General features: G+C 35.3%; 26 protein-coding genes. 20 read left to right on the forward strand and 6 right to left on the reverse strand.

From position 1 onward, the window contains the following. Window positions 1-3: 3 nt before the first annotated feature. On the forward strand, window positions 4-327 hold the full coding sequence (locus DW761_RS11495; RefSeq protein ID WP_117518230.1) for a PadR family transcriptional regulator: 324 nt from the start codon (window positions 4-6) through the stop codon (window positions 325-327). 7 nt (window positions 328-334) lie between these two features. Then, a complete protein-coding gene (locus DW761_RS11500) occupies window positions 335-865 on the forward strand; it encodes a DUF2812 domain-containing protein (RefSeq protein WP_199485631.1) in 531 nt (176 codons plus the stop codon). Window positions 866-877: 12 nt separating this feature from the next. Here DW761_RS11500 and DW761_RS11505 read toward each other — a convergent pair whose 3' ends face one another. Both DW761_RS11505 and DW761_RS11510 read right to left on the reverse strand, forming a co-directional pair. Then, a complete protein-coding gene (locus DW761_RS11505; protein ID WP_117518232.1) occupies window positions 878-1,543 on the reverse strand; it encodes a phosphatase PAP2 family protein in 666 nt (221 codons plus the stop codon). Window positions 1,544-1,672: 129 nt separating this feature from the next. Then, window positions 1,673-2,194: an ECF transporter S component gene (locus DW761_RS11510; RefSeq protein ID WP_117518233.1), complete on the reverse strand. Its 522-nt coding sequence runs from the start codon at window positions 2,192-2,194 to the stop codon at window positions 1,673-1,675. 116 nt (window positions 2,195-2,310) lie between these two features. On the opposite strand from DW761_RS11510, the gene DW761_RS11515 reads away from it, so the two are divergent. Further along, window positions 2,311-3,675, forward strand: coding sequence for a PLP-dependent aminotransferase family protein (locus DW761_RS11515; protein WP_117518234.1), 1,365 nt, complete (start codon window positions 2,311-2,313; stop codon window positions 3,673-3,675). 53 nt (window positions 3,676-3,728) lie between these two features. Here DW761_RS11515 and DW761_RS11520 read toward each other — a convergent pair whose 3' ends face one another. Further along, window positions 3,729-4,337, reverse strand: a complete 609-nt coding sequence (locus DW761_RS11520) for an SMI1/KNR4 family protein (protein ID WP_117518235.1) — start codon at window positions 4,335-4,337, stop codon at window positions 3,729-3,731. Window positions 4,338-4,449: 112 nt separating this feature from the next. Between DW761_RS11520 and DW761_RS11525 the strand changes: the two genes are divergently transcribed. Further along, on the forward strand, window positions 4,450-5,115 hold the full coding sequence (locus tag DW761_RS11525) for an MgtC/SapB family protein (RefSeq protein WP_117518236.1): 666 nt from the start codon (window positions 4,450-4,452) through the stop codon (window positions 5,113-5,115). Window positions 5,116-5,144: 29 nt separating this feature from the next. Here the strand turns inward: DW761_RS11525 and DW761_RS11530 are convergent, their stop codons facing one another. From DW761_RS11530 to DW761_RS11540, 3 genes are read right to left on the reverse strand one after another with little or no spacing between them, the layout of a single operon-like run. Further along, complete coding sequence (locus DW761_RS11530) at window positions 5,145-7,439, reverse strand: hypothetical protein (RefSeq protein WP_117518237.1); 2,295 nt, start codon at window positions 7,437-7,439, stop codon at window positions 5,145-5,147. After that, window positions 7,436-8,293, reverse strand: coding sequence for an ATP-binding cassette domain-containing protein (locus DW761_RS11535; protein ID WP_158553800.1), 858 nt, complete (start codon window positions 8,291-8,293; stop codon window positions 7,436-7,438). Before DW761_RS11535 ends, DW761_RS11530 begins: the two co-directional genes overlap by 4 nt. A 4-nt stretch (window positions 8,294-8,297) precedes the next feature. Then, a complete protein-coding gene (locus tag DW761_RS11540) occupies window positions 8,298-9,410 on the reverse strand; it encodes a membrane lipoprotein lipid attachment site-containing protein (protein ID WP_117518239.1) in 1,113 nt (370 codons plus the stop codon). Between the two features lie 436 nt (window positions 9,411-9,846). On the opposite strand from DW761_RS11540, the gene DW761_RS11545 reads away from it, so the two are divergent. The 16 genes from DW761_RS11545 (at window position 9,847) to DW761_RS11620 (ending at window position 26,465) form a co-directional block, all read left to right on the forward strand. Continuing rightward, entirely contained in the window at window positions 9,847-10,533 is a 687-nt protein-coding gene (locus DW761_RS11545; protein ID WP_117518240.1) for a response regulator transcription factor, read from the forward strand. Continuing rightward, on the forward strand, window positions 10,523-11,518 hold the full coding sequence (locus DW761_RS11550) for a sensor histidine kinase (RefSeq protein WP_117518241.1): 996 nt from the start codon (window positions 10,523-10,525) through the stop codon (window positions 11,516-11,518). The genes DW761_RS11545 and DW761_RS11550 overlap by 11 nt, the downstream gene beginning before the upstream one ends. A gap of 20 nt (window positions 11,519-11,538) precedes the next feature. Next, window positions 11,539-11,994, forward strand: coding sequence for a GNAT family N-acetyltransferase (locus DW761_RS11555; RefSeq protein WP_117518242.1), 456 nt, complete (start codon window positions 11,539-11,541; stop codon window positions 11,992-11,994). 130 nt (window positions 11,995-12,124) lie between these two features. After that, complete coding sequence (locus DW761_RS11560) at window positions 12,125-12,808, forward strand: ABC transporter ATP-binding protein (RefSeq protein ID WP_117452357.1); 684 nt, start codon at window positions 12,125-12,127, stop codon at window positions 12,806-12,808. After that, a complete protein-coding gene (locus tag DW761_RS11565) occupies window positions 12,805-15,366 on the forward strand; it encodes an ABC transporter permease (RefSeq protein ID WP_117518243.1) in 2,562 nt (853 codons plus the stop codon). The genes DW761_RS11560 and DW761_RS11565 overlap by 4 nt, the downstream gene beginning before the upstream one ends. 122 nt (window positions 15,367-15,488) lie before the next feature. Continuing rightward, window positions 15,489-16,970 carry a glycerol kinase GlpK gene (glpK, locus tag DW761_RS11570; protein ID WP_117452355.1) on the forward strand — a complete coding sequence of 494 codons (1,482 nt, stop codon included), beginning with the start codon at window positions 15,489-15,491 and terminating at the stop codon, window positions 16,968-16,970. Between the two features lie 111 nt (window positions 16,971-17,081). Beyond that, the gene (locus DW761_RS11575) at window positions 17,082-17,519 is read left to right on the forward strand and encodes a hypothetical protein (RefSeq protein WP_233509522.1); all 438 of its coding nucleotides are present in this window, start codon (window positions 17,082-17,084) and stop codon (window positions 17,517-17,519) included. Window positions 17,520-17,604: 85 nt separating this feature from the next. Further along, the gene (locus DW761_RS11580) at window positions 17,605-18,030 is read left to right on the forward strand and encodes an FMN-binding protein (RefSeq protein ID WP_117452354.1); all 426 of its coding nucleotides are present in this window, start codon (window positions 17,605-17,607) and stop codon (window positions 18,028-18,030) included. A gap of 75 nt (window positions 18,031-18,105) precedes the next feature. Then, complete coding sequence (locus tag DW761_RS11585; protein ID WP_117518244.1) at window positions 18,106-18,486, forward strand: NusG domain II-containing protein; 381 nt, start codon at window positions 18,106-18,108, stop codon at window positions 18,484-18,486. Continuing rightward, window positions 18,483-18,998 carry a Gx transporter family protein gene (locus tag DW761_RS11590; protein ID WP_117452352.1) on the forward strand — a complete coding sequence of 172 codons (516 nt, stop codon included), beginning with the start codon at window positions 18,483-18,485 and terminating at the stop codon, window positions 18,996-18,998. Before DW761_RS11585 ends, DW761_RS11590 begins: the two co-directional genes overlap by 4 nt. A 3-nt stretch (window positions 18,999-19,001) precedes the next feature. Continuing rightward, window positions 19,002-19,271, forward strand: coding sequence for a TIGR03905 family TSCPD domain-containing protein (locus DW761_RS11595; protein ID WP_117518245.1), 270 nt, complete (start codon window positions 19,002-19,004; stop codon window positions 19,269-19,271). 70 nt (window positions 19,272-19,341) lie between these two features. Then, complete coding sequence (locus DW761_RS11600; protein ID WP_117518246.1) at window positions 19,342-21,141, forward strand: ABC transporter ATP-binding protein; 1,800 nt, start codon at window positions 19,342-19,344, stop codon at window positions 21,139-21,141. Beyond that, window positions 21,122-22,948, forward strand: coding sequence for an ABC transporter ATP-binding protein (locus DW761_RS11605; RefSeq protein WP_117518247.1), 1,827 nt, complete (start codon window positions 21,122-21,124; stop codon window positions 22,946-22,948). The genes DW761_RS11600 and DW761_RS11605 overlap by 20 nt, the downstream gene beginning before the upstream one ends. A gap of 10 nt (window positions 22,949-22,958) precedes the next feature. After that, the gene (locus tag DW761_RS11610; RefSeq protein WP_117518248.1) at window positions 22,959-23,333 is read left to right on the forward strand and encodes a YccF domain-containing protein; all 375 of its coding nucleotides are present in this window, start codon (window positions 22,959-22,961) and stop codon (window positions 23,331-23,333) included. Between the two features lie 182 nt (window positions 23,334-23,515). Then, complete coding sequence (licT, locus tag DW761_RS11615) at window positions 23,516-24,391, forward strand: BglG family transcription antiterminator LicT (protein ID WP_233513089.1); 876 nt, start codon at window positions 23,516-23,518, stop codon at window positions 24,389-24,391. Between the two features lie 175 nt (window positions 24,392-24,566). Next, window positions 24,567-26,465 carry a beta-glucoside-specific PTS transporter subunit IIABC gene (locus DW761_RS11620; RefSeq protein WP_117518250.1) on the forward strand — a complete coding sequence of 633 codons (1,899 nt, stop codon included), beginning with the start codon at window positions 24,567-24,569 and terminating at the stop codon, window positions 26,463-26,465. Window positions 26,466-26,559: the final 94 nt, after the last annotated feature.

Raw genomic sequence — 26,559 nt, forward strand, 5'->3', positions numbered from 1 at the left:
GCAATGGATGCACATATTAAAAAAGTGTATGTGCCAATGACTGAAACGGGATTTTATATTCTACTGTGTTTACAAGAAGAAATGCATGGCTACAGCATTATACAGAAAGTAGAAACACTTACTCATGGAGAAATACGATTAAGCCCTGGAACAATGTATGGCAGTCTGTCAAAAATGGAAAAAGATGGTCTGATTCAGTTTGTGAAAGAAATAGAGAAACGTAAGATTTATAAAATCACAGCTTTAGGAAAGGAAGTCTTACAATTAGAGAAAAAAAGAATAGAGCGATTATATCGTAATGTAAAGGAGGTTTCTATATATTTGTAAAATAAAATTGGCTTTTTTTTCTATATCTGAATATGAAAAGGAACAAAAATGGCTTCAAAAACAACATGCATCGGGACTAAAATTCATACATTATACACCACCGCTTTTCTATCATTTTGAAGAATGTGAACCACAAAACATTGTATATCAACTGGATTACAATGAAGATGGATTGGCGCATAAGGAAGAATATATACAGCTGTTTGAAGATTGTGGATGGGAATATATCGAAGATGTAGGAGGTTATAGTTATTTTCGCAAGCCGGTTTCTAAAATGGATAAGGGTATAGAAGAAATCTTTTGTGATGACAACTCCCGTATGGATATGATCAAACGTGTATTTAAAGGGAGAATGATTCCCTTACTGGTGTTGTTTTTCTTATGTATTTTGCCACAATTACGAATCCAATCGCATTTAGATTTTCCTCTCGCAAATATATTGTTTTGGTTGTTAGGTATTATGTTTCTAATTTATATTGTGATATTTATACAGTTTACCATTACCTATATCCGTTTGAAAAAACGATTAGATTCATAAAAAAACGCGGTCTTAATTGACTGCGTTTTTTAATAGCGTATGATCAAATAGTTTGCGCCAGTTCATGTGATATGTCACAACATAAAGTATCAGGGATAATATAATTCCTAACACCACATCAATGATACTGTGCTGTTTGATGAACATGGTCGCAAGAATAATCAGGATAGAAACGATGCCGGTTGTTCCTTTGATCAAGAAAGGATGTTTAAAATACTGATATCTGGATACCACAATCCAAATCGCTACAGTACTGGATACATGGATAGATGGACATACATTGGTTGGAGAATCTATACTTTGAAGGAAAGTGACCAGTTTTGCACATAGATTGTCATGAACAATTGGTACACGTAATTGTAAACCGTTTGGTAAAATGGTATAGACAATTAAACAAAAGGTCATGCCGGTAAACATGAAAAAGCATAAATCCTGAAAATCTTTTTTGGAATGAAATAAAAAATAGGCTAGTGGAAGCACCAATAATGGAAACCACATCACATATGGAATGACAAAGTATTCATTAAAAGGAATCATATCATCCACAGCACTGTGTAAGATATAGCGCGGTGTTATTAAATGCTCTAACAATTCAAAATATAATAAATAAAAAATCCAATATCCCAGTAGATAACAGTGTGGATGTTCTTTGATCCACAGTTTTAATTTACAAAACATGTTATCCCCCTTTCACATGTATTTTATTATAGAAGTATTCTTATCAAAAAACAACGTTTTTTTCCTTACAAAAATGAAACAACAGCATCCAATCTAAGCGAATGCTGTTATTTGTATATGTAGATTTTTTTACTTAACGGCCTGTACATTCAGCTTTTTCTGATGTAAACAGCGTTTCACAACTGGTAATGCTACAATCGCAATCACATAGCCGACACCAGATTGGAAAATATTTTCCGGAATCCCAGTTAAAGCGATGGCCATACTTCCTTTTAGATACCATTTCGCAAGGAAGTATCCAACAACCATAATGACACATCCTAAGCCATAGGCACCCCATTTTGCTTTTTCACCAAATTTGCGAAGCAGATAAGATACCACAAACCCCTCTAATCCTTTGATGATCAGGGTAGGAAAGAAGTAATAAGCATATCCTCCAGCAACATCTGCCAAAGCACTGCCCAATCCTCCTATCAAAAAGCCACCTAATGGATCAACGATGCTGGCAAATAGTAAGATAAAGCCATCTCCCAAGTTAAAATAGCCATTCAAGGCATTTGGAATTTTGATATACATCGTAGCCACAAAGACAACTGCCATGCCAAGTGCATATAATACGATTTCCTGTGTAGTTAAAGTTTTCTTTTTCATTTTTCTCAAGCCCCTTTCTGCTTGCTCACTATTCTATCAGAAATCTGTCATTATAAAAATGTACAGAATATATATTAATTTAGAGTACAGTTTGTTATAATAGAAGTGGTGATGATATGAAAATCAATACAATCAACTTTGAAAAACAAAATGGCAGACCTATTTATCTTCAATTGTATGAAAAACTTCGTGATGATATGTTGGCGGGTTATTTAAAAAAGAATGATCAGCTGCCAAGTATACGTAAATGTGAAAAACAGTTAAAAATCAGTAAGACAAGTGTGGAGCGTGCTTATGAACAGCTGTTGATGGAAGGATATATCGTTTCTATCCCTCAGAAAGGTTATTTTGTTGATGTTGATGAAGAACATTGTATGCTTAGAAAACAGCTGGTAGAGAGGCCTTATGAGGTGAATACACAAAAGGTACGTTATGACTTTCGATCACAGACGATGGATAAAGATGCTTTTGACATGTCTTTATGGAAAAAGTATTTAAAAGAAGTTTTAGATATGGAACAGGATATCACTACATATGGAGATGCCCAGGGAGAATATGCACTGCGACTTGCCCTAGGCAGATATGCTTATTCCATGCGTGGGGTATTTTCTACACCAGAACGTATGTTGATCGGTGCTAGTTTCCAATCGTTGTTATATATCCTTTGCGGATATTTAAAAGAGCCGATCATCGGTATGGAAGAAAGCGGCTTTCTACAGGCAGAACAGGTATTTTCTGATTATGGCTATCCTGTGATAAAACTGGATATGCATCCAGAGGGTGTATCGATTGAAGAATTGATAGAAAAACATATCAACGTATTATATATCAATGCAGGAAGTATGGGAAGTGATCATCAGCCTTTACAAAGTAAAAAGCGTAAAGAACTGCTTGCATGGGCCAAAGCATATCATGCATTGATCATTGAAGATGATCATAATGGAGAACTTCGATATCATTCACGTCCTACGCCATGTATGCAAGGATATGATATGGGAAAACATGTGCTTTATATTGGCTCTTTTTCCAAATTGCTGCTGCCGGCTTTGCGTATCAGTTATCTTGTCATGAATCAGGAAATGTTTGAGGTATATGAAAAAGATCATTATGGTCCCAGTGCTTCCAAAATCGAACAATTGGCACTTGCCAGATATATTAGTGACGGCCATTTAGAACGCCATGTCAAACGCTTAAAAAAACGTTATGAATATAAATGTCATTATATGATGGAATTATTACATAGATATTTACCCGATGTAGACGTATATCTGGAGGAAGCTGGTTTACAGCTCATTCTGCGCTTTCCTTTTTCTATCGATGGAAAAGCTTTGATTGAGGCGTGTAAAAAGCAGCAAATCTTATGTAATATGAACGCCCAGAAAGATTTGGTATTATCGTTTGCAGGTATTCATGAAGAAGAAATGGAAGAGGCTGTGCAAACCATTGTATCCATATGGAAACAGGTGGATAAACGAATATAAATGTCATAAAACAAAAAAGCGAATGCAAGTGATAAGCATACGCTTTTACAAATTTAAGTAAGTTCTATAAAACCAAAATCATCATCATCGTTTGCCTGTAATGTGAAATCTATCCAATATTCGATCCAGTCTAAAAAATGCATAGGTTCTTTCGTGCCTGGCTTGAAAATAGGTGCAATGCCAAAATCATTCGATAAATCAAAAAACCACATCGTACCATAAGTTGCTTCATCTCCACTGTTCACAACCAAAATATTCGTCATGCCACAACCTTCCTGACATAAAACCAGATAACCTCTGCATATTTCATCGTTTTCTTCTTCCATCAACATTTCATATGTATCATCATCGATCTGGTAAATGAGAAGAGGCGCATCTATCGTATAAGGAAATGGTTTTTCAGGAATAGAATTCATTTCATATTCAGGTTTTGGCTTGATGATATCATATAATCCATAAAACGGTTTTTCTCCGGCACTTGCAATTGTTGTGATAAACTTTCGATAATCTTCTGGCAGTCTGATATGATGTGCTTTTTCATATGCGAGGACTTCTGCTTCAGATAATGGCGGTTCTAAGATGTTATGCTGGTAATATTTCTGAATCAATGGTATTTTTTCTTTGATTCTTTGTAATTGTTCATTTATGATTTCACTTGTCATAAAGATACCTTCTTTCTATTCTATGGTAAGATTTTTTGTTTTAAAAAGCAATCATAAAATGCGCCGAATGATAGGAATAAGCGTATAATGGGAGTATAAAGGAAGTGGTGTTATGAATCAGTTTTTATGGACACAGGTAGAATTGCTATGCCGTATCATCATTGCAGGTATTTGTGGTGGAATCATTGGCTATGAACGTAAAAACCGTAATAAGGAAGCAGGTATTCGTACCCATATGATTGTGGCGCTTGGTGCTTCTTTGATCATGATTGTCAGTAAGTATGGCTTTGCGGATATCTTAGGGGAACAGGGGATTGCTTTAGATCCTTCCCGTATTGCCGCGCAAATCGTTACCGGTGTAGGATTTCTTGGCGCAGGCATGATTTTTATGCGTAAGAATACCATATCCGGATTAACCACTGCAGCAGGAATCTGGGCAACCAGTGCTATAGGTATGTCTATTGGAAGCGGCTTGTATCTTCTTGGTATTGTGACCACCGTTTTGATTGTGGTCATTCAGATCATCTTACATGGGCGTTTATTAAAAGAAACGTATAAAGATGAAATTAGTTTTCTGTTGAAAAAAGATAAGATGGCAGTTAAACAGCTTCAAGAACTATTGGAGAAAGATAATATTGAAATTTTGAATATTCAGATTTCCAAAAAAAGTGAAAATTATCTTGTGGAACTGATTGTTGCTCTTCCAGAGAATTATAAAGCTACACAATTAATAAATTTATTCAAGGATTGTGAGTATATCGAGGAAATTAATATCTAGCATATTTTAAAAAAAGCCAAAGGCTTTTTTTAGTTTTTCATATTCTGATGTAAAATGTAAACCATAATGATATCACTGCAAAGAAAGATAAAAATTTTTATCCATGAGAAACTTTTTTGTAAGAATAAATTACCCATTAATAAATCAAACACAGAAATATAACGAATAAAATCCAATCCAGATAAATAAAGGAATGTAGGGAAAAATAATATTACCAGCATAACAACGATAAACAGGATTCTGCTTTTACAATATCTAGCTACAAAAACACATAAGATGGTAATTGTTATCATACCAAAAAGCTGTGAACTAAATAGCATCCAACCATATTGTTGGATACTCATATCCATAGATAATGGATATGTAAAATTAATAACATTCTCATGAAATAGATATAATGGTGCATGAGATTGCCCCATAGGATAGAGTAAAGCAAAATGTGACCAGGAAAATCCTTCAACTATGAGAAATAGCAAACTGCCATATAAAGCTGCGCTTTTCCAGACAGCTTTTCTACGTACGCTTCTCCCATTATATGTGGTCATATATAACTGTTCTTCTTCTTTTTGATTTCCAAAGAGTCCACTAAATAACGATATACAACCTCCCATTATAAGAAAAACATCTTTTAGATTCCGTGTTGGCTCCTGTAATCCATACCATGCGCGATAACCTTTTACATAAGCGATATATTCAGGATGTTGCTCCCAGGCTTGATACATTTGTGTAAATGCATATCGATATAAAGCATTATTTTGATATTGTTGCTTAGTTAATCGATATTCTTCTGATGAGATTGTACCAGATTGATAAGATGCGATTGTTTCGTTCATCTGGGTTTCTTGTTTTTCAATCTTTTGCTTTTCATTTTCCAGCAGCATTTTTTCAGAGCTTGTGATTTTTCCTAAATACGGTTTATAAACGGCATAAATTTGCTTTTCCTGTTCACGAAGCAACGCTGTATCATTATAGCTTTTCATAAATTCCATGTTACATAATATCAATATCGTTACAATGACCCAAATGCCTTTTTGTTTCCATAAAAGCAAGAAACTTTCTTGCAGAAACATTCGAGTATGTGGGAATGTCAGAGTAGGGAAATGTTTGGATGAACGTATAGAAATATTTTTCCCCCAAATGTAAATTAGACTACTAAAGATGCCAATAAGTAAACATATAAGCAATAGTAAATTTGATAAAGATATTGATATATCGCCAATATAATAAATTGGAGTATAAAGATACAGAGAAATGCCATAAAGCATACGCCAAATATTGATATAAGAGAAGATAGAAATTATGGATGTTGTACGAATAGTTAGATATGCAACAGCTTCTACAATGAAAAACATAAAGAACAGGAGTATAGACAATAATCTTCCTGTGAATAAATGATATAACATGGTAAAGAAGGTACTTAACATGCTGATACAAAATGCTTTTTTTACAGAAAAAATTAGAAACCATTGCCATAAGGTATATGATAATGGACTTTCATATAAACTTGGTATGGATTGTATTGCGACATTCTGTGCACAACTCCCATATAAGAATAAATGAAATAAGTAGTCAATACTTTGTAAAGCCATGGTACCGATAAAACTGATTATTGCAATAAGAATCAGTTTGACAAAAAAAGTATCATGATATCCTTTCTTCATGCTTAATAAGAGTTCTTTCATATCATGCTCATCTTCATAAAGAACTAATATAGATAATCCTATCATGAAAACAAGTGATAATATTGAAGAAATACTGTTTTTTGTATAAGCTTCTACACCTTGATAATGCACAGGTTTTAAGTTATTCAATTTTAAATTTGTATAAGTTTGAACTTGATTTATAACTTCTTGTTGTTTTCTTTTAGAGTACAGCTTCCACATAGGACCATTTTGCATGGCTTCCAGACGCTTATTGATTTGATGGATATATGTATCATAATCATTAATTTTATCATAATATTGTAAAAAATCAGTGTAAACAGAAGCATAAGCATTGATCATATCGCGATTGATTTCAGCGTAACGCTGTTGCTCTATTTTATCCAGAGAAATATCTCCACCAGGGATTTTACTATCTTCATAAGATTGCAAAGTAGTATAAATTTCTGTTTCCTTTTTTAACCAGGGCAGTTGCTCTTCTAGAGAGATTTCATCAAGCAATGTATTTAATTCCTGTTGTACTGTTTTTTCTTCACTACTAATGTTTTGACTGCTTTGCATCATAAAGATGAATAAGAAATCTGTGATAACAAGTATAAAAATTAAGATCCAAAAGGCACGTTGCTGAAAAAGTTTTTGTGCTTCACCATATAAGCGCTTCATGAATCTATCATGGTGTGCAGATATACATCTTCTAAATCTGCTCCAACCGATCCTTCCTGTTTTTCATTACTCAGGTAACGAATACGTATGCCTTTATTTACGCGAATCATACGGACAATCTGATATTGTTTTTGATAGTTTTCTAGTTCAGATAAAGCGATTTGTTTTTCATGTACATATCCTTCCATCTGTTCAATCAATAATTCGCTTTTTCCTTGAAATATGAGTTTTCCTTTTTTCAATAGTAATATTTCATCTGCGATATATTCAATGTCCTGCATAACGTGAGTGGCAATGATTACCGTTTTATTATGGGAAATATCAAAAATATGATTTCGCATAATAATGCGTTCATAGGGATCTAATCCAGCAGTCGGTTCATCAAGAATCAGAATATCCGGATTTCCTAATAATGCCTGCATAAAAAGTAAGCGTTGGCGCATGCCACCAGAGAAATTTTTTATCTTTCTATGTAAATCATTTTCCAGATGTACCTTTTCTGCCAATTCAATAATTTGTCTTTTTGTTTCATTGTTCTTTAACCCTTTTAATGCTGCTATATAGTAAAGAAACTGATAGGCACTTAACTGTCCATATCCTTTTTGATTTTGCGGCATATATCCGATATGTGAACGATATTCCTGTTTTAGTTGTTGGATAGAGGTTCCTTGATACAGAATTTCACCTTCATCAGGTATGAGTGATGTTGTTAAAATCTTAAACAAAGTGCTTTTGCCAGCACCATTTGCACCAATTAATCCATAGATACCCTTGTCAAAACTACAGGTTATATCTTGCAATGCGCATACATCCTGAAAAGTTTTTGTTATGTGTTTGATTTCTAATAAAGCCATGGAATCACTTCCTGTCATTTTCAAATATTACATATGTTTGATAATCTAAAATTTGCTTATCTTTGATTTCGTAATAACCACATTCACCATCTATATATACATATAACTTGTTGTCTACAAAGATTTGTGGCGAATGTCTATCTTTTTCAAATGTTAAATCTTTTTTTACAATTTGATTACCATTGGCGTCCAATAACATAAGATAGGGATTTTCACTACCTAATATAGAATCTAACAGATAATGATTGCCATCATAAAAGATATATAAACAGTATCCATCAGCTAATTTCTGTTCTTCATTTGTATGCATGTTTCTCATCATAACACAATTATCTCCATAGTAGAATTGAAGACGACTATCTATATAAAAGGTTTCTTTATTTTCTGAAATGATTTCCATTTGTGTCATATCTAGCTGCCCTTTCAGGACAACATAGAGGTGCTCTTTATCTTTATCCAGATAATTTTCTGCATATACATACATAGTATTATCTTCAAAATATAATCCTCTTACATTTTCCAATCCTTCTATGGATGCTTTCTTCAAAGAGGAGCTTTGAATATCTCCAAAATAAATCTCCCCATCATAAACAACATATATTTTATTTTTATGAAATGTCATAAAATAAGGAACACTTGAAGAGTAATGATATGTTGTTTCTTTTAGAGAATAAAATAGTTCTCTATCAGTTCCATCTAAATTGCTTCGTGTAATTCCAACGATATATGTATCACTGTCTTGATCATAATCATTAGAAAACCAATATAGTTTCCCTTTATAATAGGCAGGTGCAATCATACCATAAATAAAACCAGAACACTTATCTGGAGAAGTAAATGAACAAGCTGATGAAGGGGAATCATTCATGATTTCTGGTTTTCCATTTTGTAAGGATTCTATAAGTGAACCATCTCCACGTTCTCCTCTAGCTTTTATAAAGGCAAGCATATGATCCTCTGTGAGAAGAAGATTCCGCATATAAGAATTAGTATTAATTAAAATCTGACTACTCGCCTCCATATTCCAATTTGTATCATCCGCAGGTGTTTGATCTGTTTGAGAATGACATCCAGTAAGTAAAAGTGCAATACACAGAAAGCTAATAAGTCGTTTCATGAATCATCCCTCCTTTGGTTCTATATATTATGAAAGAAGGCTAGTTAGAATGCTAACTAACCTAATTTAGAATAATCGCTAACAATTATTTGTATGAATATCGATTAAATGGACTATAGGTATTAGACTCTATGGTATGTTTACATTCAACTTTTGTGATAGCTAAAGCATTTAGTGAAGCGGTGGTTGTTGCAAATATATGCGCAAATTATGTATAATTGATTTTTTTATTTTAGCAAGATACCATGTTTGTGAGCTTATCAAGCAATAAAAGATAAGCATAGTAATCGGACTATCTTATATTATGTTTATTTATAAACATAATATAATGTGAAAAAAAAGGTTTGTCAATGTTTTTTATAAAAAATGACAAATTTGTCATTGTGATAGATTTCATCTCTGCTTTCTTGTATAATTTTATAGAGTAGGTGAAGATATGAAGATTTTATTTGTAGAAGATGATGATGCAATCGCACTAGGCTTAATATATTCTCTGGAAAAAGAAGGATATCTAATCACACATTATAAAACTCAGAAAGAAGCCATAAATGCTTTATCTGAACAAATCTTTGATCTGCTTTTGTTAGATGTGGGATTGCCAGATGGCAATGGCTATGAAATCTGTCGATATGCGAAAAGTAAACAGGAGGTGCCTGTGATTTTTTTAACGGCCATGGATGATGAAGTAAATATAGTGATGGGATTAGATATTGGCGGGGATGATTATATCACAAAGCCGTTTCGTATCAAAGAATTGCAAAGCCGTATCCGTTCCGTGATGCGCCGTTATCAGAAACAGGAAGATGATGGTATTGCGAAAATACGTGATATTATCATCAATACCAAAACGGGTAAGGTATATAAAAATAATACGGAAATATTATTAACAGCACTGGAATATCGTCTTTTACTAGTTTTCTTAAATCATCAGGGACAGATTTTAAGCAGAAGTCAGATATTAGAAGGTATCTGGGATGTGGCAGGTAATTATGTAAATGATAATACATTATCTGTCTATATTAAACGATTAAGAGAGAAGTTGGAAGATGATCCAGGGGATCCTCTTATTATTGTGACCGTGAGAGGACTGGGATATCGTATGGAGAAAAACAATGTGGCATAATGTAGAATATCGTAAATTTACATATGTTTTCTTTATTCTGCTTGTCCTTTTCACAATAGTGATGAGCGCATGTGTATCAATGATTGGTGCTGTAATCTTATTTGTATGTGGACTATGTTTATATCTTTCTTGTGCAGTTTTTACTACTTTGCGTTATCGAAATATTGCGGCATTGTCAAATTATCTTCAAGCTGTTTATAATGGTCAGGAAACAATGGATATCCGTAATCATAAAGAAGGCGAATTGAGCGTTTTAAAAAGTGAAATTTATAAGATCACCAGTATTTTAAAACAACAAAGTGATACCATGCATAAAGAAAAGATATTTCTGGCAGATTCTTTAAGCAATATCTCCCATCAATTGAAAACACCACTGACCGGTATGTTAGTAATGAGTGAACTGTTACAGGATGAAGCATTGCCGCAAGAGAAACGTAAAGAGTTTCTAGCACAGATACAAACACAGCTAAAACGTATTGAATGGCTGGTCACAACATTATTGAAAATCAGTAAAATTGATGCACAGGCAATTGAATTTCATAAACAGCCAATACCATTAACAACCATCATAAGCAAAGCATTAGAACCTATCCGTATTCCATTGGAAATCAAAGAAATCAACTGTCATGTAGAATGTGATGAACATATTTTGATTCATGCGGATGAAAACTGGTGTATAGAGGCATTTGTGAATATCTTTAAAAATTGCATGGAGCACACACCTGTGAAAGGAACCCTGCAGATTTGCTGTGAAGATAATCCTTTACAAAGCATTGTCTGTATCAAAGACAGTGGTTGTGGAATTGATCCTGAGGATATCCCACATATATTTGAACGTTTTTATAAAGGCAAGAATGCCGCAAGTGAAAGTGCGGGAATTGGCTTGTCTTTATCAAAGAAGATTCTATTAGAACATGCAGCAACTATTCAGGTAGAAAGTGAATTACAGAAAGGCAGTACGTTTACAATTTGTTTTCATAAATAACATAGGAAAGGAAAAAATATATGGAATATAAACAAGCAGAACGAAAGGATTTAAAAATCGTATATGATATTGTGCAGGAGGCGATTGCAACAGTATATCCCAAATATTATCCCAATGAAGTCGTAGCGTTTTTTCATGAGCTGCACAGCATGGAAAATATAGAAAAAGATATAATCGACAAACGTGTAGGAGTCTTGCTTGATCATGATGAAGTTGTTGGGACAGGCTGTTATGAATATGATCATATCACAAGGGTATATGTTCGTCCTGCTGAACAGAAAAAAGGCTATGGCAGTTATATCATTGAACAGCTTGAAAAGATGATTTCCCAAACATATCCAAGTGTAGGTTTAGATGCTTCTTTGCCAGCATGTCATTTATATGAACAACGTGGATATCAAACGATCACGCATGGCAGACATCTTTTAGAGCATGGTGTTGTTTTGGTTTATGAAATCATGGAGAAAAAGTTTTAAAACAGATTTGTCGAAATAACATATTCCTTGTCTTTTTCCAGGGAAACATCAGATGACAAAATTGTCATGTGGAAGTCATTTGACAGTCATGATGCTTTGATAAACTTGATGATGAAGGAAGGGAATACAAATGGATATATTAAAAGTAGAACATGTATCAAAAATATATGGAAAAGGAGAAACCAGTGTAAAAGCATTGGATGATGTTAGTTTCAGTGTAGAACAGGGACAGTTTGTGGCAATTATTGGACCAAGTGGTTCTGGTAAATCCACTCTGTTACATATTCTGGGTGGTGTGGATACACCAACAAAGGGAAAGGTATATGTGGATGGCAATGATATGTATACCTTAAATGAAAGCGCCCTTGCGATATTTCGCAGACGTCAGATTGGTTTGATCTATCAGTTTTATAATCTGATTCCGGTATTGAATGTGGAAGAAAATATCACACTGCCACTTTTATTGGATCATCGAAAAGTGGAACAAAAAAATCTGGATGAGCTTGTGGATATCCTGGGATTAAGCACACGTTTATCTCATCTGCCTAATGAATTATCCGGAGGACAGCAACAGCGTGTATCGATTGCTAGAGCATTGATTGCTTCACCAACTCTGGTACTTGCGGATGAACCAACGGGGAATCTGGATCGTAAAAACAGTGAAGAAATTGTTGCTTTATTAAAACAGCTGCATAAAGAAAAGAATCAGACACTCATCATCATTACCCATGATGAAAGCATCGCATTACAGGCGGATCGTATCATTTCTATCGAAGATGGAAGAATCGTCAAAGATGAGGTGATTCGCAAATGAACATCATGAACAAAGTCACATGGAAATGTATGAAACAAAATAAAAAACGTACCATTGTGACCATCATTGGTGTCATCATCTGTGTTGCTATGATAACAGGTGTTTGTACCATAGCAGCATCTTTTCAGGAAACAATGATACAAAATGCCATATATCAAAACGGAGCATACGAACTTCATGCAACGATATCTTTGGATACATATCATCAATTAAAACAGGATGATAAGATAAAGGATATTATGCGTTTAACAACCATTGGTTCCACAGAAAATCCAATCAAAGATTCTTATCGAAACAGTATCAACATATATAGTCTTGATGTGAAGCATATGGATTTAATAGGTGCAAAACTGGAAGAGGGAAAACTGCCAGCAAATAAAAATGAAATATTGGTAGCTTCTAGTTTATTACACAACCAGGCATTTCAACATCAGATAGGTGACACCATGACATTGCCCCTTGGTCATATAGAATACGGGGAACAAGGGGAAATAAACTTTATCAAGGAAAAGGAAATGACGTTTACCATTACCGGCAGTGTTTTGTGTCCAACTTGGGAAAACTCCGATACTTATGTAATGGCAACGATGTTTGATTCATCGTTTTTAGCCAAAGATAATCCACTCAGTGTTATGTTCAATCTGAAAACAGATAAGAACTTTTATAAACAGATCGATGATCTTACAGCAGCCTATGATTTACAAGAATTAAATGCCAATAATAGTCTTTTGATTTATAAAGGCATTTCTGATAACAGTGTATTAGCGACATTGATCGGAGTGGGAGCATTTCTGGGTGTGATTATTTTGATTGGCGGCTTCTCCCTGATCTATAATGCATTCTCCATTTCTTTAAGTGAGCGAAGCCGATATCTAGGCATGTTGTCAAGTATTGGCGCAACCAAGAAACAAAAACAGGCTTCTGTATTCTTTGAAGCTTTCTTAATCGGAATCATTGCGATTCCCATAGGCTTATTATCGGGTATACTAGGAATCAAAATTACATTCTATTTTATGTCGCCGTATTTTGCGAATGTATTTGATGTAGAAAGTGGTTTAGCCTTTGTTGTCAATCGCTGGTGTATCCTCATTCCAGTGGTGTTTTCTGTCTTTGTATTGGTAATATCTGCATGGGTGCCATCTTTAAAGGCATCTAAAATCAATGCGATTTCTGCGATAAGGCAGAATGGTGATTTTAAAATTAGAAAACGTGATATTAAAACAAGCAGCCTTACAAGAAAACTGTTTGGATTTGAAGCAGAACTTGGCTTGAAAAATACAAAACGCTATCATGCAAGATATCTTGCGACGCTGTTTTCTTTGATCATCTGTATCGTTTTATTTATGACTGCAAGTTACTTTACGACGAGTATGCAGCAAAGTGTAACGATGACTAGTTTTGCTTCTAATTATGATCTGCGTGTGGATTTTTATACTAAGAATGATAAATCTATAGAGGAATTACCTGAATTAAAAGAACTGCAACAGGTAAAACATGCGAAAAGCCATACATTTTTCACTGAGGATTCTTTTCAATTAGAGCAAGTATCCCTTAGTGATGAGGCAAAAGCATATATTAAAATACAGTCACAAGGCTATGATGGGTTATCAGAAGAAGATATAAAAAACATGTATTATCCCCGCTTATATATACAGGTGTTAGATGATGAAAGCTTCGCAAGATATTGTGAACAGATCGGTGTGGATGTATCAGAAATGAAACAAAAAGAACCATCTTTTATCTTTGTGAATGAGCGAAATATGTATAATGACAGTGATGGCAGCTATCGTGAAATGAAAATCTTAAAGGATGTAGGCAATGATATCACAATTGTTGCGGATAGTGAAACGAATAAAAAACATAGCCTTCATATCGTCAAACAGACAGATAAAGTACCTGATATTAATCCAGGCTACAGTTCAAAATTAGAAGTGCATGCGATCACCAATTTCGCAAATGCCAGATTACTGAATGAAGAATTAGTCGCAAAAGGATGTCCAAAGATCTCTACATTCTATGAAATCCAATACCAAAGTGATGATGCGGAGGCACTTGGAAAAGAAGTAAAAGCAATCGTGGATGGAAGTGATGAAATCACTGCAAGTTTTGATAATATCACAGAACAGCGTATGCGCGAACAACAGCGAACGATATTGATTTCTGTATTCCTGTATGGTTTTGTGGTATTGATTTTATTGATTTGCATGACCAATATCATGAATACGATTTCTACCAGTATTTCACTTAGAAAACGTGAACTGGCAATGTTGAAGTCGATTGGCATTACACCATCAAAATTTAAAAAGATGATCATGTATGAAACTCTGTTTTATGGTATCAAGGCAGTTGTCTATGGCGTTCCACTTGGCATATTATGTATGTTTATCATGAATTTGATTTATGGTCAAAGTCTAAGTTTTGCGTTTCATGTATCATGGCGCAATATCCTGTTTATCATTTTGGGTGTATTCTTCATGTTGATGATTGCTATGTGGTATGCGATTGCAAAAATTAGAAAAGATAATATCGTAGAAACGATAAGAAACGAAAGTATTTAATACATAAAGATTATCTGATTTAGATAATCTTTTTTTGATAGACAGTTTGCAATAAATATCTATAGAAAACGCTTTCAAAGGATGTTATAATGAAGCCATAAATAACGTTGGAGGATTATATCATGGATCAATATATTATGGCAATCGATCAGGGAACAACAAGCACAAGAGCAATCCTGTTTGATTCAGAAAGCAATATCATTTCTGTAGCACAAAAAGAATTAGAAAATTTCTATCCACATCCAGGATGGGTGGAACAAAATGCCAATGATATCTGGGCAAGTACGGTTGGTGTTATGTTTGAAGTGCTTGCGAAAAGCGGTATTCGGGAACAACAGATTGCGGCTATCGGTATCACCAATCAAAGAGAAACAAGTGTTGTCTGGGATAAAGAAACCGGAATTCCTATTTATTTTGCGATTGTATGGCAATCCCGTCAAAGCGATGCTTATTGTGAAAAGTTCAAGGATGAAGGCTTAGAGGATATGATAAAGGAAAAAACCGGCTTATTGCTGGACCCATATTTTTCTGCTAGTAAAATCCGCTGGATCTTAGATCATGTAGAAGGGGCACAACAGCGTGCAGAAAAAGGCGAGCTGCTGTTTGGGACAATGGATACCTGGCTGTTATGGAAATTAACCAAGGGTGAAAAACATATGAGTGATGTATCCAATGCATCTCGTACGATGTTGATGAATATTCATACATTGGAATATGATGAAGATTTATTGAAGCTTTGGAATATTCCACGTTGTATGCTGCCACAAATCGTAGACAGTTCTATGGTTTATGGGGTATGTAAAGGCTTGTTTGATACACCTATTCCTATCGCATCTTTGGTAGGTGATCAACAGGCAGCTTTATTTGGACAGACATGTTTTGACGCAGGCAGCGTGAAAAATACATATGGTACAGGCTGTTTCTTATTGATGAACACAAAAGATCGTATCATTCATTCCAGTCATGGACTTGTGACATGTGTAGGATGGCGGATTCATGGGGAAGTAGATTATGTGTTGGAAGGCAGTGTGTTTGTGGCAGGTGCAGCTATTCAATGGCTGCGAGATGGATTAAAAATTATACAAAACAGCAGTGAAAGTGAACAGCGGGCTACTTCTGTACAGGATTGTGGCGGAGTTTATGTGGTGCCTAGTTTTACAGGACTTGGCGCTCCCTATTGGAAACCACAGGTCAAAGGGGCAATTTTTGGATTAAGCAGAGGAACCAGCCAGGAACATATCATACGTGCTACCCTGGAATCATTAGCTTATCAAACAGCCGATGTCATAGAGGCAATGCGGGAAGATAGTGGCCTACCACTTACTAGATTACAAGTGGATGGAGGTGCTAGTCGCAATAATTTCCTTTTACAATTTCAAAGTGATATCTTACATACCCAGGTAGTACGCTCACTCATCAGTGAAACAACTGCACTTGGTGCTGCTTATCTTGCAGGTCTTGCGGTAGGATATTGGAAGGATCAGGATGAAATTAGAAAGCAGTTTCAAATCGGTGGTAAATTTGATCCGCAAATGGATGAAGTTTCCAGAAATGCCAGAATATGTGGCTGGAAACGGGCAGTTTCTGCCGTTATGATTTTCTGATAAAAAATTAACTATAGATATGGGTGTAAACATATTGACGAAAGTGAATATGTTCTGTTATGATAAATTACGTAAATAGGAAAGTTTACAATAAAAATGGAGGAGAATATTATGTTGAAAAAATTAAGTGTTCTTGCAGTTGCATTCTTACTAGCAGCATGTGGTTCATCAAACAATGCACCAGAAACAAAAGGTACTGCTACATCTGACAAAGATGATAAAGGTAATACAATTACTGTAGAAATCACAAAACAGGGTGATGATGTAAAGAGTGTATCTATCGATGAAACTTATGAAGGCAGCACAAAGAAACAATTAGGTGAAAAGTATGGTATGAAAGCTGGTACTGCATCTGATCCATCTAAGCTTGGTCAAGAATGGGACGAACAGATTAAGAATCTTGAAGATTACATCGTAAAAAATGGTATCGATAAAGTTGAATTAGACGAAAAAGGATATCCAAAGAATGAAGATGTAAGAACTGGTTGTACAATCAATATCAAACGTATCATGGATACTGTAAAAGCAGCTAGCGACAGCGCAAAATAATAAGAAAATGGCCAATCAAAGGATTGGTCTTTTTTGTATATGAACCAATTTATAGAACCATACTAGGGGTATGGAGGTCTATGATATGAAAAAAGTAATATGTTTAACATTATGTGCCTTGATGTTTGCGGGATGCAGCAGCAATTCCAAAGCAGATATCAAAGAAGGCAAAGCAACCTATACCAATGATAAAGGCGAAGTGACAACCGCAAAAGTCAAATTGAAAAATGGTGATCTTGAAGAAGTAGAAATTGATGAAACTGCGCAGGGCAAGGATAAGAGTAAAAAAGCATTAGGAAATGATTATCAAATGAAACAGGCAAGTAAAATTGGGAAAGAATGGTATGAACAAATTGATTTTCTTGAAAAGTATATTGAGAAAAAGGGTGTTGACAGTATTAAATTAAACAAAGAAGGCAAAGCGGAAAATAACGATGTCACAAGCGGTTGTACGATACGCATTGATGGATTTTTAAAAGCAGTAAAAGAAGCAGAGAAAAATGCCAAGTAAAACAAATCGCAAGATTTGTTTTTTTGTTGAAAATGCGTTGCTTTACAGGTATAATAGAACAGTAATGGAGGCTATATGAATAAAGCAGATAAAATATTTATTGGAATCGTATTGATCGTTGTATGCTTATTATATATCCCTTCATTGTGGAATGCTTATCAAAACAAAGGGAAAGCAAAAACAGCTGTTGTCAGCTATAAAAATGAAGAAGTACTTCGTATTGATATGAAAGTGGATAAAGACTATGAGGTACAGGGAAGTCTTGGTCCTGTGCATATCGAAGTAAAAGATGAAAAGGTACGTGTAGAAAAGGAAAACAGTCCTTATCATTTGTGTTCTGTTCAGGGTTGGGTATCGGATGCGAATATGCCAATCGTCTGTCTGCCAAACAATATTGTTGTGGTCATAGAAACAAGTGATACATCAAGTGATGATGTGGATACGGTGATACAATGAGAAATGATACAAAACGTATGACAACCATAACCATGCTGATTGCGTTGTCGATCGTGTTTCATATGGTAGAATCGATGATTCCTGTTCCTGTACCGATTCCTGGTTTTAAACTGGGACTAGCAAATATTGTAGGATTAATTGCGTTGTATCTATATGGTGCACGCGTCATGCTGGAAGTTAATCTTATGCGAGTTGTATTTGCCTCACTTCTTCGTGGAGTATTGTTTGGCACTGGTTTTTGGTTAAGCTTATGTGGTGTAATCTTAAGCAGTCTTGCATGTATTATCGCTTATAAAAAAAGTCCGATGAGCATCTTTGGTGTGAGTGTGGCTGGAAGTGTGTTTCATGCAATCGGACAGGTAATTGCGGTTACCTTTATTTATGCACAATTCTTTATGCAGGCGATACTGCCTTTATTGATACTGGCAGGTATACCTACAGGATTATTGATTGCATTTATCGCATCACAGGTTTTGAAAAGAATTCATAGGGAAAGTATAAAAGGAGGATAAACAATGGAAACATTTGTATATAGACCAAAAGGAGTTTGTTCACAGGAAATGCGTTTTGAAATGGAAGGCGACATTATTCGCAGCGTAAAAATCGTTGGCGGATGTGCAGGCAATCTTTTGGGGATATCCAGAATTATTACAGATAAAAAAATAAGTGAAGTTATTTCTGCGTTTGAAGGGGTACGCTGCGGTATAAAACCAACATCATGTCCAGATCAAATATCTAAGGCATTATTGGCTTATGCTGCTGAACATGACATCAAGGTCAATTAGCATACAACAGATAAAACGTTAACGATAGGCACTTATTGCCTATTTTTTTGTATCAAGAAGGAGGGAGTAGATGAAAAATATAAAATTTATATGGGAGTACGCAAAGCCATACCAAAGAAAAGGCGTTATGATTATTTTCCATGTTGGTATTTATGCATTCTTTACACTTGTAGCGCCATTGATTATTTCTTATATGCAGGATAATATCATATCCGGGATACCATTTGAAAATGCATTTTTACAACAGATTGTAGATGCTATGGGTGGAATCAGCTATCTGCAAGAACACTTATGGATAGGCAGTCTGATGATTTTATTTTGTTATGTATGTATTGGCATTGCTATTTATAAGCGAAGCATGAATGGAGGATACTTTTCTGAAAGTTTTGCATTACATGTAAGAAATCATATGTATGACCATTTACAAAAGCTGAGCTTTCATTACCATAAACAAAAAGACAGTGGCGATTTGATTCAAAGAAGTACATCCGATATTGAAACGATACGAAGATTTTTAGCAACACAGTTATCAGAAATGATCTATGCAGTCATGATTGTGGCAATCGCTATTAGTATCTTGTTTTCAAGAAATGTAAAACTAACGATTATTTCGATTTGTTTACTACCATTTATCATGTTGGCATCCTTTATTTTCTTTCGCAAAGCAAAAAAAATCTTTTTGGAATGTGATTTGGCAGAAAGCAGTATGACAAGTGTCTTACAGGAAAACTTAAATGCGATGCGTGTTGTAAAAGCTTTTCATCAGGAAGAAAAAGAAATAGAAAAATTTGAAACATTTAATGAAGCATACCGCAAGAAGTATTTTGACTTGATGCATGCTTTAGGAATCTTTTGGAGTGGTACGGATTTTTTAGGTTTGTGTCAATATTTGATCATGATGATATCCGGTGTCTATATGGCACTTGAAGGAGAGCTTACGACTGGAACATTCTTTATATTTCTAATGTATGAGTCTATGATTATCTGGCCGATTAGACAGCTTGGAAGAATCTTAGCCGATATGGGAAAGGTCAGTGTATCCATCAAACGTATCAAGGAAGTATTAGAAGAGCCATGTGAAGAACTGGAAAAAGGATTATGTCCTGAAATCAAGGGCGATATCGTATTTGATCATGTCAATTTCCGATATGCGGATGATCCAAGAATGGTGTTGAAGGATATCAGCTTTCATATACCAGCCGGCACAAAGGTTGCGATTATGGGACCAACAGGCAGTGGCAAAAGCTCACTGGTGCATCTATTGACCGGTATTTATGATTATCCATCAGGCAGTATTCAAATCGATGGCGTAGAACTACGTGATATCGCAAAACAATGGTTAAGAAAACATGTCCAGATTGTTTTACAGGAACCTTTTCTTTTCTCAAAAACGATTTATGAGAATATCCATCTTGCGGATATCCACGCCCAGAAAACAGATATCGAACAAGTAGCTCAAATGGCCAGTATTCATGATACCATCCTGTCATTTGACAAAGGCTATGATACAGCAGTTGGAGAAAAAGGTGTTACATTATCAGGTGGACAGAAACAGCGTGTTGCTATCGCAAGAACATTGCTTTCTAAAAGCCCAATTATCATCTTTGATGATTCTTTAAGTGCATTAGATACCAAAACTGACCAGATGATTCAACATGCCTTATCATCTTTAGACCATGATATGACCATGTTGATGATTACCCATCGTATATCATCTGCGAGTAAAGCAGATATGATCATTGTCTTACAGGATGGCTGTATTTCTCAAATTGGTACACATGAAGAATTATTGCATCAGGAAGGTTTATACCAAAGAATTTACCATATTCAACAGGAAGGGGGGATACAGGATGGAAGAACAGGAATTTGAGAGTGATATTTATGATGTATCCGTCTGGAAAAAAGTATTGCTCCTGTTATGGGAACATAAAAAAATTGTGATATGGAATTTGATTTTAAATGTTTTTTTGGCTTTCACCGATATCATTTTACCCCTGTTTAATCGATTTGCGATTGATACATATGTAGTAGAACAGACAAAAGCGGATTCTTTGCCAGTATTTGCGATATGTTATGCTATACTGATCATGACACAATGTATTCTTGTATATGGCTTCTTTCGCTTAGCCGCACGTATTGAAAGTGATTTTGGCAAGAATCTAAGAAAGAAATGCTTTGAGAAGCTTCAAGTGCTCACGTATGCGTATTTCGATCGTACAGCCAATGGCTGGCTGATGGCAAGAATTACTTCTGATACGGCAAGACTTGCGGAAATCTTAGCATGGAGCATGGTCGATCTTGTATGGGGCATCATTGTCATGATCGGTATCAGTATCGTTATGCTCTTCATCAATTGGAAAATGGCGCTGTGTATTTTAATTATCGTACCAGTTCTGTGGTTTGTGTCTTTATTTTTCCAAAGAAGAATCTTATCTGCACAACGAAAAAGCCGTAAAGCAAACAGTAAGATTACAGCAGCATTTGCGGAAGGAATCAATGGGGCAGTCACGACCAAAACACTAGGTATTGAAAAAGAAAACTTTGAAGAATTCCAAGAAAAAACAAAAGATATGCAGCACTACTCTATACGAGCAGTACGCTTTAATGCAATCTTTCAGCCAATCGTATATCTGTTATCTGCGATTGCGATTGCCTCTTTATTATTTATCGGTGGCAATCAGGTATTAATGAAAACCATACAGTTTGGTACCCTTGCTATGTTTATCAATTATGCTAATTTATTCTTTGATCCATTGAAACAGATTGCACGTATCTTAGCAGAAATACAAATGGCAAGTGCCAGTGCAGAACGTGTGGTTTCTTTATTGGAAGAAGAAGTGGATATCGTTGATCGAGAAGATGTGATCAAGCAGTACGGTACACTGTTACAACCTAAAAAAGAAAACTATGAGCCATTATATGGCGATGTGGCATTCGACCATGTGGATTTTTACTATAATGAGAAAGAAATGGTATTAACGGATTTCTGTCTGGAAGTAAAAAAGGGACAGATGATTGCACTAGTGGGTGAAACAGGCTCAGGCAAAAGCACCATTGTGAATCTGTTATGTCGTTTCTATGAACCAAAGAGTGGTAAAATTATAATGGATGGAAAAGATATTCAAAAGCGGAGTGTTGGCTGGCTGCATTCTAATATCGGCTATGTTTTACAATCGCCAAATCTGTTCAGTGGCAGTATTTTAGATAATATCCGTTATGGAAAACCAGAGGCAACACTGGAAGAAGTCATTCATGTTGCCAAAGCGATTCAGGCACATGAATTCATTATGGCATTACCACAGGGCTATGATACCAATGTAGGAGAAGGTGGAGATCGTTTATCTACCGGACAAAAACAGTTGATTTCCTTTGCGAGAGCATTGATTGTCGATCCTAGTATCGTTATCCTTGATGAAGCAACCAGTTCCATCGATACAGAAAGTGAAAAAGCCATCCAGCATGCGATGAAAACTCTGCTGCATGATCGTACCAGCTTTGTCGTAGCACATCGTTTAAGTACAATCGTAGATGCTGATCAAATTCTGGTTATGCGCCATGGAAAAATCATGGAGCAGGGAACACATAAGGAATTATTAGCATTACATGGCTATTATTATGAATTATACAATAGTCAATATGAACAAGAATATACACAAAGAGCATGGAATATAGAATAGGAGTGATGTTGTGTCAACAATTGGAAATATATTATGGGTAATATTTGGTGGTCTGGAAATGGCTTTTGGCTGGTTTATTGCCGGCTGTTTATGGTCCATTACCATTATTGGGCTGCCAATAGGGGTGCAATGCTTTAAAATTGCCGGTTTATTATTATGGCCATTTAAAAAGCAGATAGTGCCTTCTTCCATGGGGGCAATCAGCTTTTTAATGAATATTTTATGGCTGTTGATCAGTGGAATATGGCTTGCTATCGCAGAAGTGATCACTGGTGCTGCTTTATGTATCACGATCATTGGCATACCATTTGGTCTGCAGCATTTCAAATATGCCACGCTGGCTTTGATGCCATTTGGTACCCGTGTAGAAAAAAGATATTACTAAAATGGGCATAAAAAAATTAAAAAAAATTTAGCTGAAAGCGTTGACAAAACAAAAACCATCCTGTATGATATTACCGTAATCGATGGATAGTGATTGTTTAAGTACAAGCTAAACCTATTTACACAAGAGCCAATAGAATATGCAGAATGTATGTGATAGTGGTTGATGTAGATAGGTTTTTTATGTGTTCAGAAAGGGGTCAGACCATGCAAATACATAAGATTTTAAATAACAATGTTGTCGTTGTGTTAGATGAACAGGAAAAAGAACAGGTTGTTATGGGAAGAGGTCTTGCCTTTAAGAAAAAGTGTGGAGATGAAATCGATCCAGCCCAGATTGACAAGGTGTTCACAATGAGCAACCCTGATACAAACAATAAATTTCAAGAGATAGTCGCAAATATACCACTAGAATATATTTTGTTGGTGGAAGATATTATCACCTATGCAAAAACACATATTGGAAAGAAAATCAATGATTCCATTTATATCTCTTTAGCAGATCATATCTTCATGTCCGTAAAGCGCTTCAGTGAAGGTATCGTTGTAAAAAATGCATTGCTATGGGATATTAAACGATTTTATAAAGATGAATTTTACATCGGTCAAAAAGCGGTAGAAATGATTGCGCAGCGTACAAAAATTATACTGCCAGAAGATGAAGCAGGATTTATTGCCTTACACTTTGTGAATGCACAGATGGAAGAAAATCCTGATAAAGTAGAAGATATGTACACCATCACGAAAGTGATGCAGGAATTATCCAATATCGTAAAATATTACTTCAACATGGAATATGATGAAGATTCTGTATATTATTATCGCTTTGTAACACACCTGAAATTCTTTGCACAGCGTCTTGTGACAAAGAAAACCTATCAGGAAGAAAGTGAAGATGATTTATTGGATATCATCAAAATGAAATATAAAAATGCTTATGAATGTGTCAAAGTTATCAAAAAGTTCTTGGTAGAACAGTATGACTATCTTCTAAGTGATGAAGAAATGCTGTATCTGACCATTCATATCGCAAGAGTCACAAATAAGAACTGTGGGTAGTTCATCAGATCAACTGATTGGCTATAGATCAAAAAGAAAAGGAGGGACATTTTACAAGTATAAGGAGCAAACGACAAGCAATATTCAAATATTTCATATGTAACTGGATGGTGACATTAAGTTGGCCAAACCTTCATGTTTCGAATGAAAACGAAAAGAAATGGAGGACATAAACATGGGAAAATATGAACAATTAGCAAAGGACATCATTAAGAATGTCGGAGGAAAAGAAAATATCAATGGATTAACACACTGTATCACACGCTTACGTTTTAAACTGAAGGATGAATCAAAAGCAAATGATGACATTTTGAAAAATATGGATGGTGTCGTAACAGTTATGCATTCTGCAGGTCAGTATCAGGTTGTTATTGGAAATCACGTACCAAATGTATACGCAGATGTATGTGAAGTTGCTGGTATTGGAGGAGATGCTCCTGCATCTGAAGAAGATGCACCAAAAGGAGTATTCAATAAACTGATTGATATCATCAGTGGATGTTTCCAGCCAATCTTAGGCCCAATGTGTGCTGCTGGTATTGTCAAAGGGTTAAACGCATTACTAGTATTCCTGATGGGCGCAAGCTATAGTACAAGTGGTACTTATATGGTATTAAATGCCATTGGTGATGCCGTATTCTATTTCATGCCAGTATTATTAGGATATACTGCAGCGAAGAAATTTAAATTAAACCCAATCACAGGTATGGTCATTGGTGCTGCATTATGTTATCCAACGATTCAAAAAGATGCATTGGCTGCAGCTGGAGAAGCACTTGGTTCTTTACCACTGTTAGGAGATTACTTTACAACTTTTATTGGTATTCCATTTGTTGCAGGTAACTATACATCTTCTGTTGTGCCAGTATTGGTTGTTGTTGCTTTTGCTGGTTACTTACAGAAACTTGGCAAGAAATTCATTCCTGAAATACTACAAGGATTCTTTGTTCCTTTATTTGTATTGCTGATCAGCTTACCAGTTGGTTTCTTAATCATTGGACCAATTGTTTCATTAGCTACAAACTTATTATCAAGTGGATTCTCTAATCTATATGCATTCTCTCCAGTATTAACAGGTGCTGTGGTTGGTTTCTTCTGGCAGGCACTTGTTATCTTTGGATTACACTGGGCATTGATTCCAATCGCTATGATCAATATGACAACGGCAGGATTTGATACAATCTTAGTAGGAAGCTTTGGATGCTCATTTGCACAGACTGCTGTAATTGCTGCTATGTTCTTTAAATTACGTGATGCAAAGAAAAAAGCACTTGCAATTCCTGCTATCGTATCCGGTGTATGTGGTGTAACAGAACCTGCAATCTATGGTTTCTCTTTACCTGAAAAAACACCATTTATATTCTCAATGATCGGTGGTAGTGCTGGTGGTGCATTATTCGCATTATTAAATGGTAAAGGTTATACCATGGGTGGTTTAGGTATCTTTGGTGTTGTAAACTACATCTCACCAACAGGGGATGCCAGTGGTATGTACGCAAGCTTTGCATGTATCGCTGTTTCTATGATCATTGGTTTTGTATTGACATTCTTCTTCTGGAAAGATAAATCAGAAGACATGAAGCCTGTGACTGTAGAAACAAAAAATCCAGTAAAAGTATCAAAAGAAGTTATCGTTTCACCAATCGAAGGAAAAGTGAAACCTTTATCTGAAGTAAAAGATGCTGCTTTCGCAGGTGGTGCTTTAGGAAAAGGTATCGCCATTGAACCAGCAAACGGCAAAGTTGTTGCGCCATTTGATGGCACAATTATGACATTGTTCCCAACCAAACATGCGATTGGACTAGTTAGTGACAATGGATGTGAAGTATTGATTCACATTGGTTTAGATACCGTACAATTAGAAGGCAAACACTTTGAAGCACATGTAAAACAGGGCGATAAAGTGACAAAAGGCCAGCTGCTTGTTTCATTTGATAAAGCTGCTATTGAAAAAGAAGGCTATTGTGTAGATACACCTATCATTATTACCAATACCAATGATTATTTAGATATCGTAGAAACACAAGAAGCAAGCGTAAAAGCGAACGATCCATTGATCACGGTATTACTATAAAATAAACGAAAGGAAAGGACATAAGTTTCTTTCCTTTCTTCAAATAAAGATGAATGTATGAAAGTTTCATATCTTTGAAAAATCATATAAAAAG

The sequence above is a fragment of the Absiella sp. AM29-15 genome (assembly GCF_003434225.1).
Classification (GTDB): Bacteria; Bacillota_I; Bacilli_A; order Erysipelotrichales; family Erysipelotrichaceae; genus Hoskinsella; species Hoskinsella hominis.

Coding starts and splice junctions, on each gene's coding strand:
- DW761_RS11495 (WP_117518230.1), top strand. CDS start 4: ATGGATGCACATATTAAAAAAGTGTATGTGCCAATGACTGAAACGGGA.
- DW761_RS11505 (WP_117518232.1), bottom strand. CDS start 1,543: ATGTTTTGTAAATTAAAACTGTGGATCAAAGAACATCCACACTGTTAT.
- DW761_RS11510 (WP_117518233.1), bottom strand. CDS start 2,194: ATGAAAAAGAAAACTTTAACTACACAGGAAATCGTATTATATGCACTT.
- DW761_RS11515 (WP_117518234.1), top strand. CDS start 2,311: ATGAAAATCAATACAATCAACTTTGAAAAACAAAATGGCAGACCTATT.
- DW761_RS11520 (WP_117518235.1), bottom strand. CDS start 4,337: ATGACAAGTGAAATCATAAATGAACAATTACAAAGAATCAAAGAAAAA.
- DW761_RS11525 (WP_117518236.1), top strand. CDS start 4,450: ATGAATCAGTTTTTATGGACACAGGTAGAATTGCTATGCCGTATCATC.
- DW761_RS11530 (WP_117518237.1), bottom strand. CDS start 7,439: ATGAAGCGCTTATATGGTGAAGCACAAAAACTTTTTCAGCAACGTGCC.
- DW761_RS11535 (WP_158553800.1), bottom strand. CDS start 8,293: ATGGCTTTATTAGAAATCAAACACATAACAAAAACTTTTCAGGATGTA.
- DW761_RS11540 (WP_117518239.1), bottom strand. CDS start 9,410: ATGAAACGACTTATTAGCTTTCTGTGTATTGCACTTTTACTTACTGGA.
- DW761_RS11545 (WP_117518240.1), top strand. CDS start 9,847: ATGAAGATTTTATTTGTAGAAGATGATGATGCAATCGCACTAGGCTTA.
- DW761_RS11550 (WP_117518241.1), top strand. CDS start 10,523: ATGTGGCATAATGTAGAATATCGTAAATTTACATATGTTTTCTTTATT.
- DW761_RS11555 (WP_117518242.1), top strand. CDS start 11,539: ATGGAATATAAACAAGCAGAACGAAAGGATTTAAAAATCGTATATGAT.
- DW761_RS11560 (WP_117452357.1), top strand. CDS start 12,125: ATGGATATATTAAAAGTAGAACATGTATCAAAAATATATGGAAAAGGA.
- DW761_RS11565 (WP_117518243.1), top strand. CDS start 12,805: ATGAACATCATGAACAAAGTCACATGGAAATGTATGAAACAAAATAAA.
- glpK (WP_117452355.1), top strand. CDS start 15,489: ATGGATCAATATATTATGGCAATCGATCAGGGAACAACAAGCACAAGA.
- DW761_RS11575 (WP_233509522.1), top strand. CDS start 17,082: ATGTTGAAAAAATTAAGTGTTCTTGCAGTTGCATTCTTACTAGCAGCA.
- DW761_RS11580 (WP_117452354.1), top strand. CDS start 17,605: ATGAAAAAAGTAATATGTTTAACATTATGTGCCTTGATGTTTGCGGGA.
- DW761_RS11585 (WP_117518244.1), top strand. CDS start 18,106: ATGAATAAAGCAGATAAAATATTTATTGGAATCGTATTGATCGTTGTA.
- DW761_RS11590 (WP_117452352.1), top strand. CDS start 18,483: ATGAGAAATGATACAAAACGTATGACAACCATAACCATGCTGATTGCG.
- DW761_RS11595 (WP_117518245.1), top strand. CDS start 19,002: ATGGAAACATTTGTATATAGACCAAAAGGAGTTTGTTCACAGGAAATG.
- DW761_RS11600 (WP_117518246.1), top strand. CDS start 19,342: ATGAAAAATATAAAATTTATATGGGAGTACGCAAAGCCATACCAAAGA.
- DW761_RS11605 (WP_117518247.1), top strand. CDS start 21,122: ATGGAAGAACAGGAATTTGAGAGTGATATTTATGATGTATCCGTCTGG.
- licT (WP_233513089.1), top strand. CDS start 23,516: ATGTGTTCAGAAAGGGGTCAGACCATGCAAATACATAAGATTTTAAAT.
- DW761_RS11620 (WP_117518250.1), top strand. CDS start 24,567: ATGGGAAAATATGAACAATTAGCAAAGGACATCATTAAGAATGTCGGA.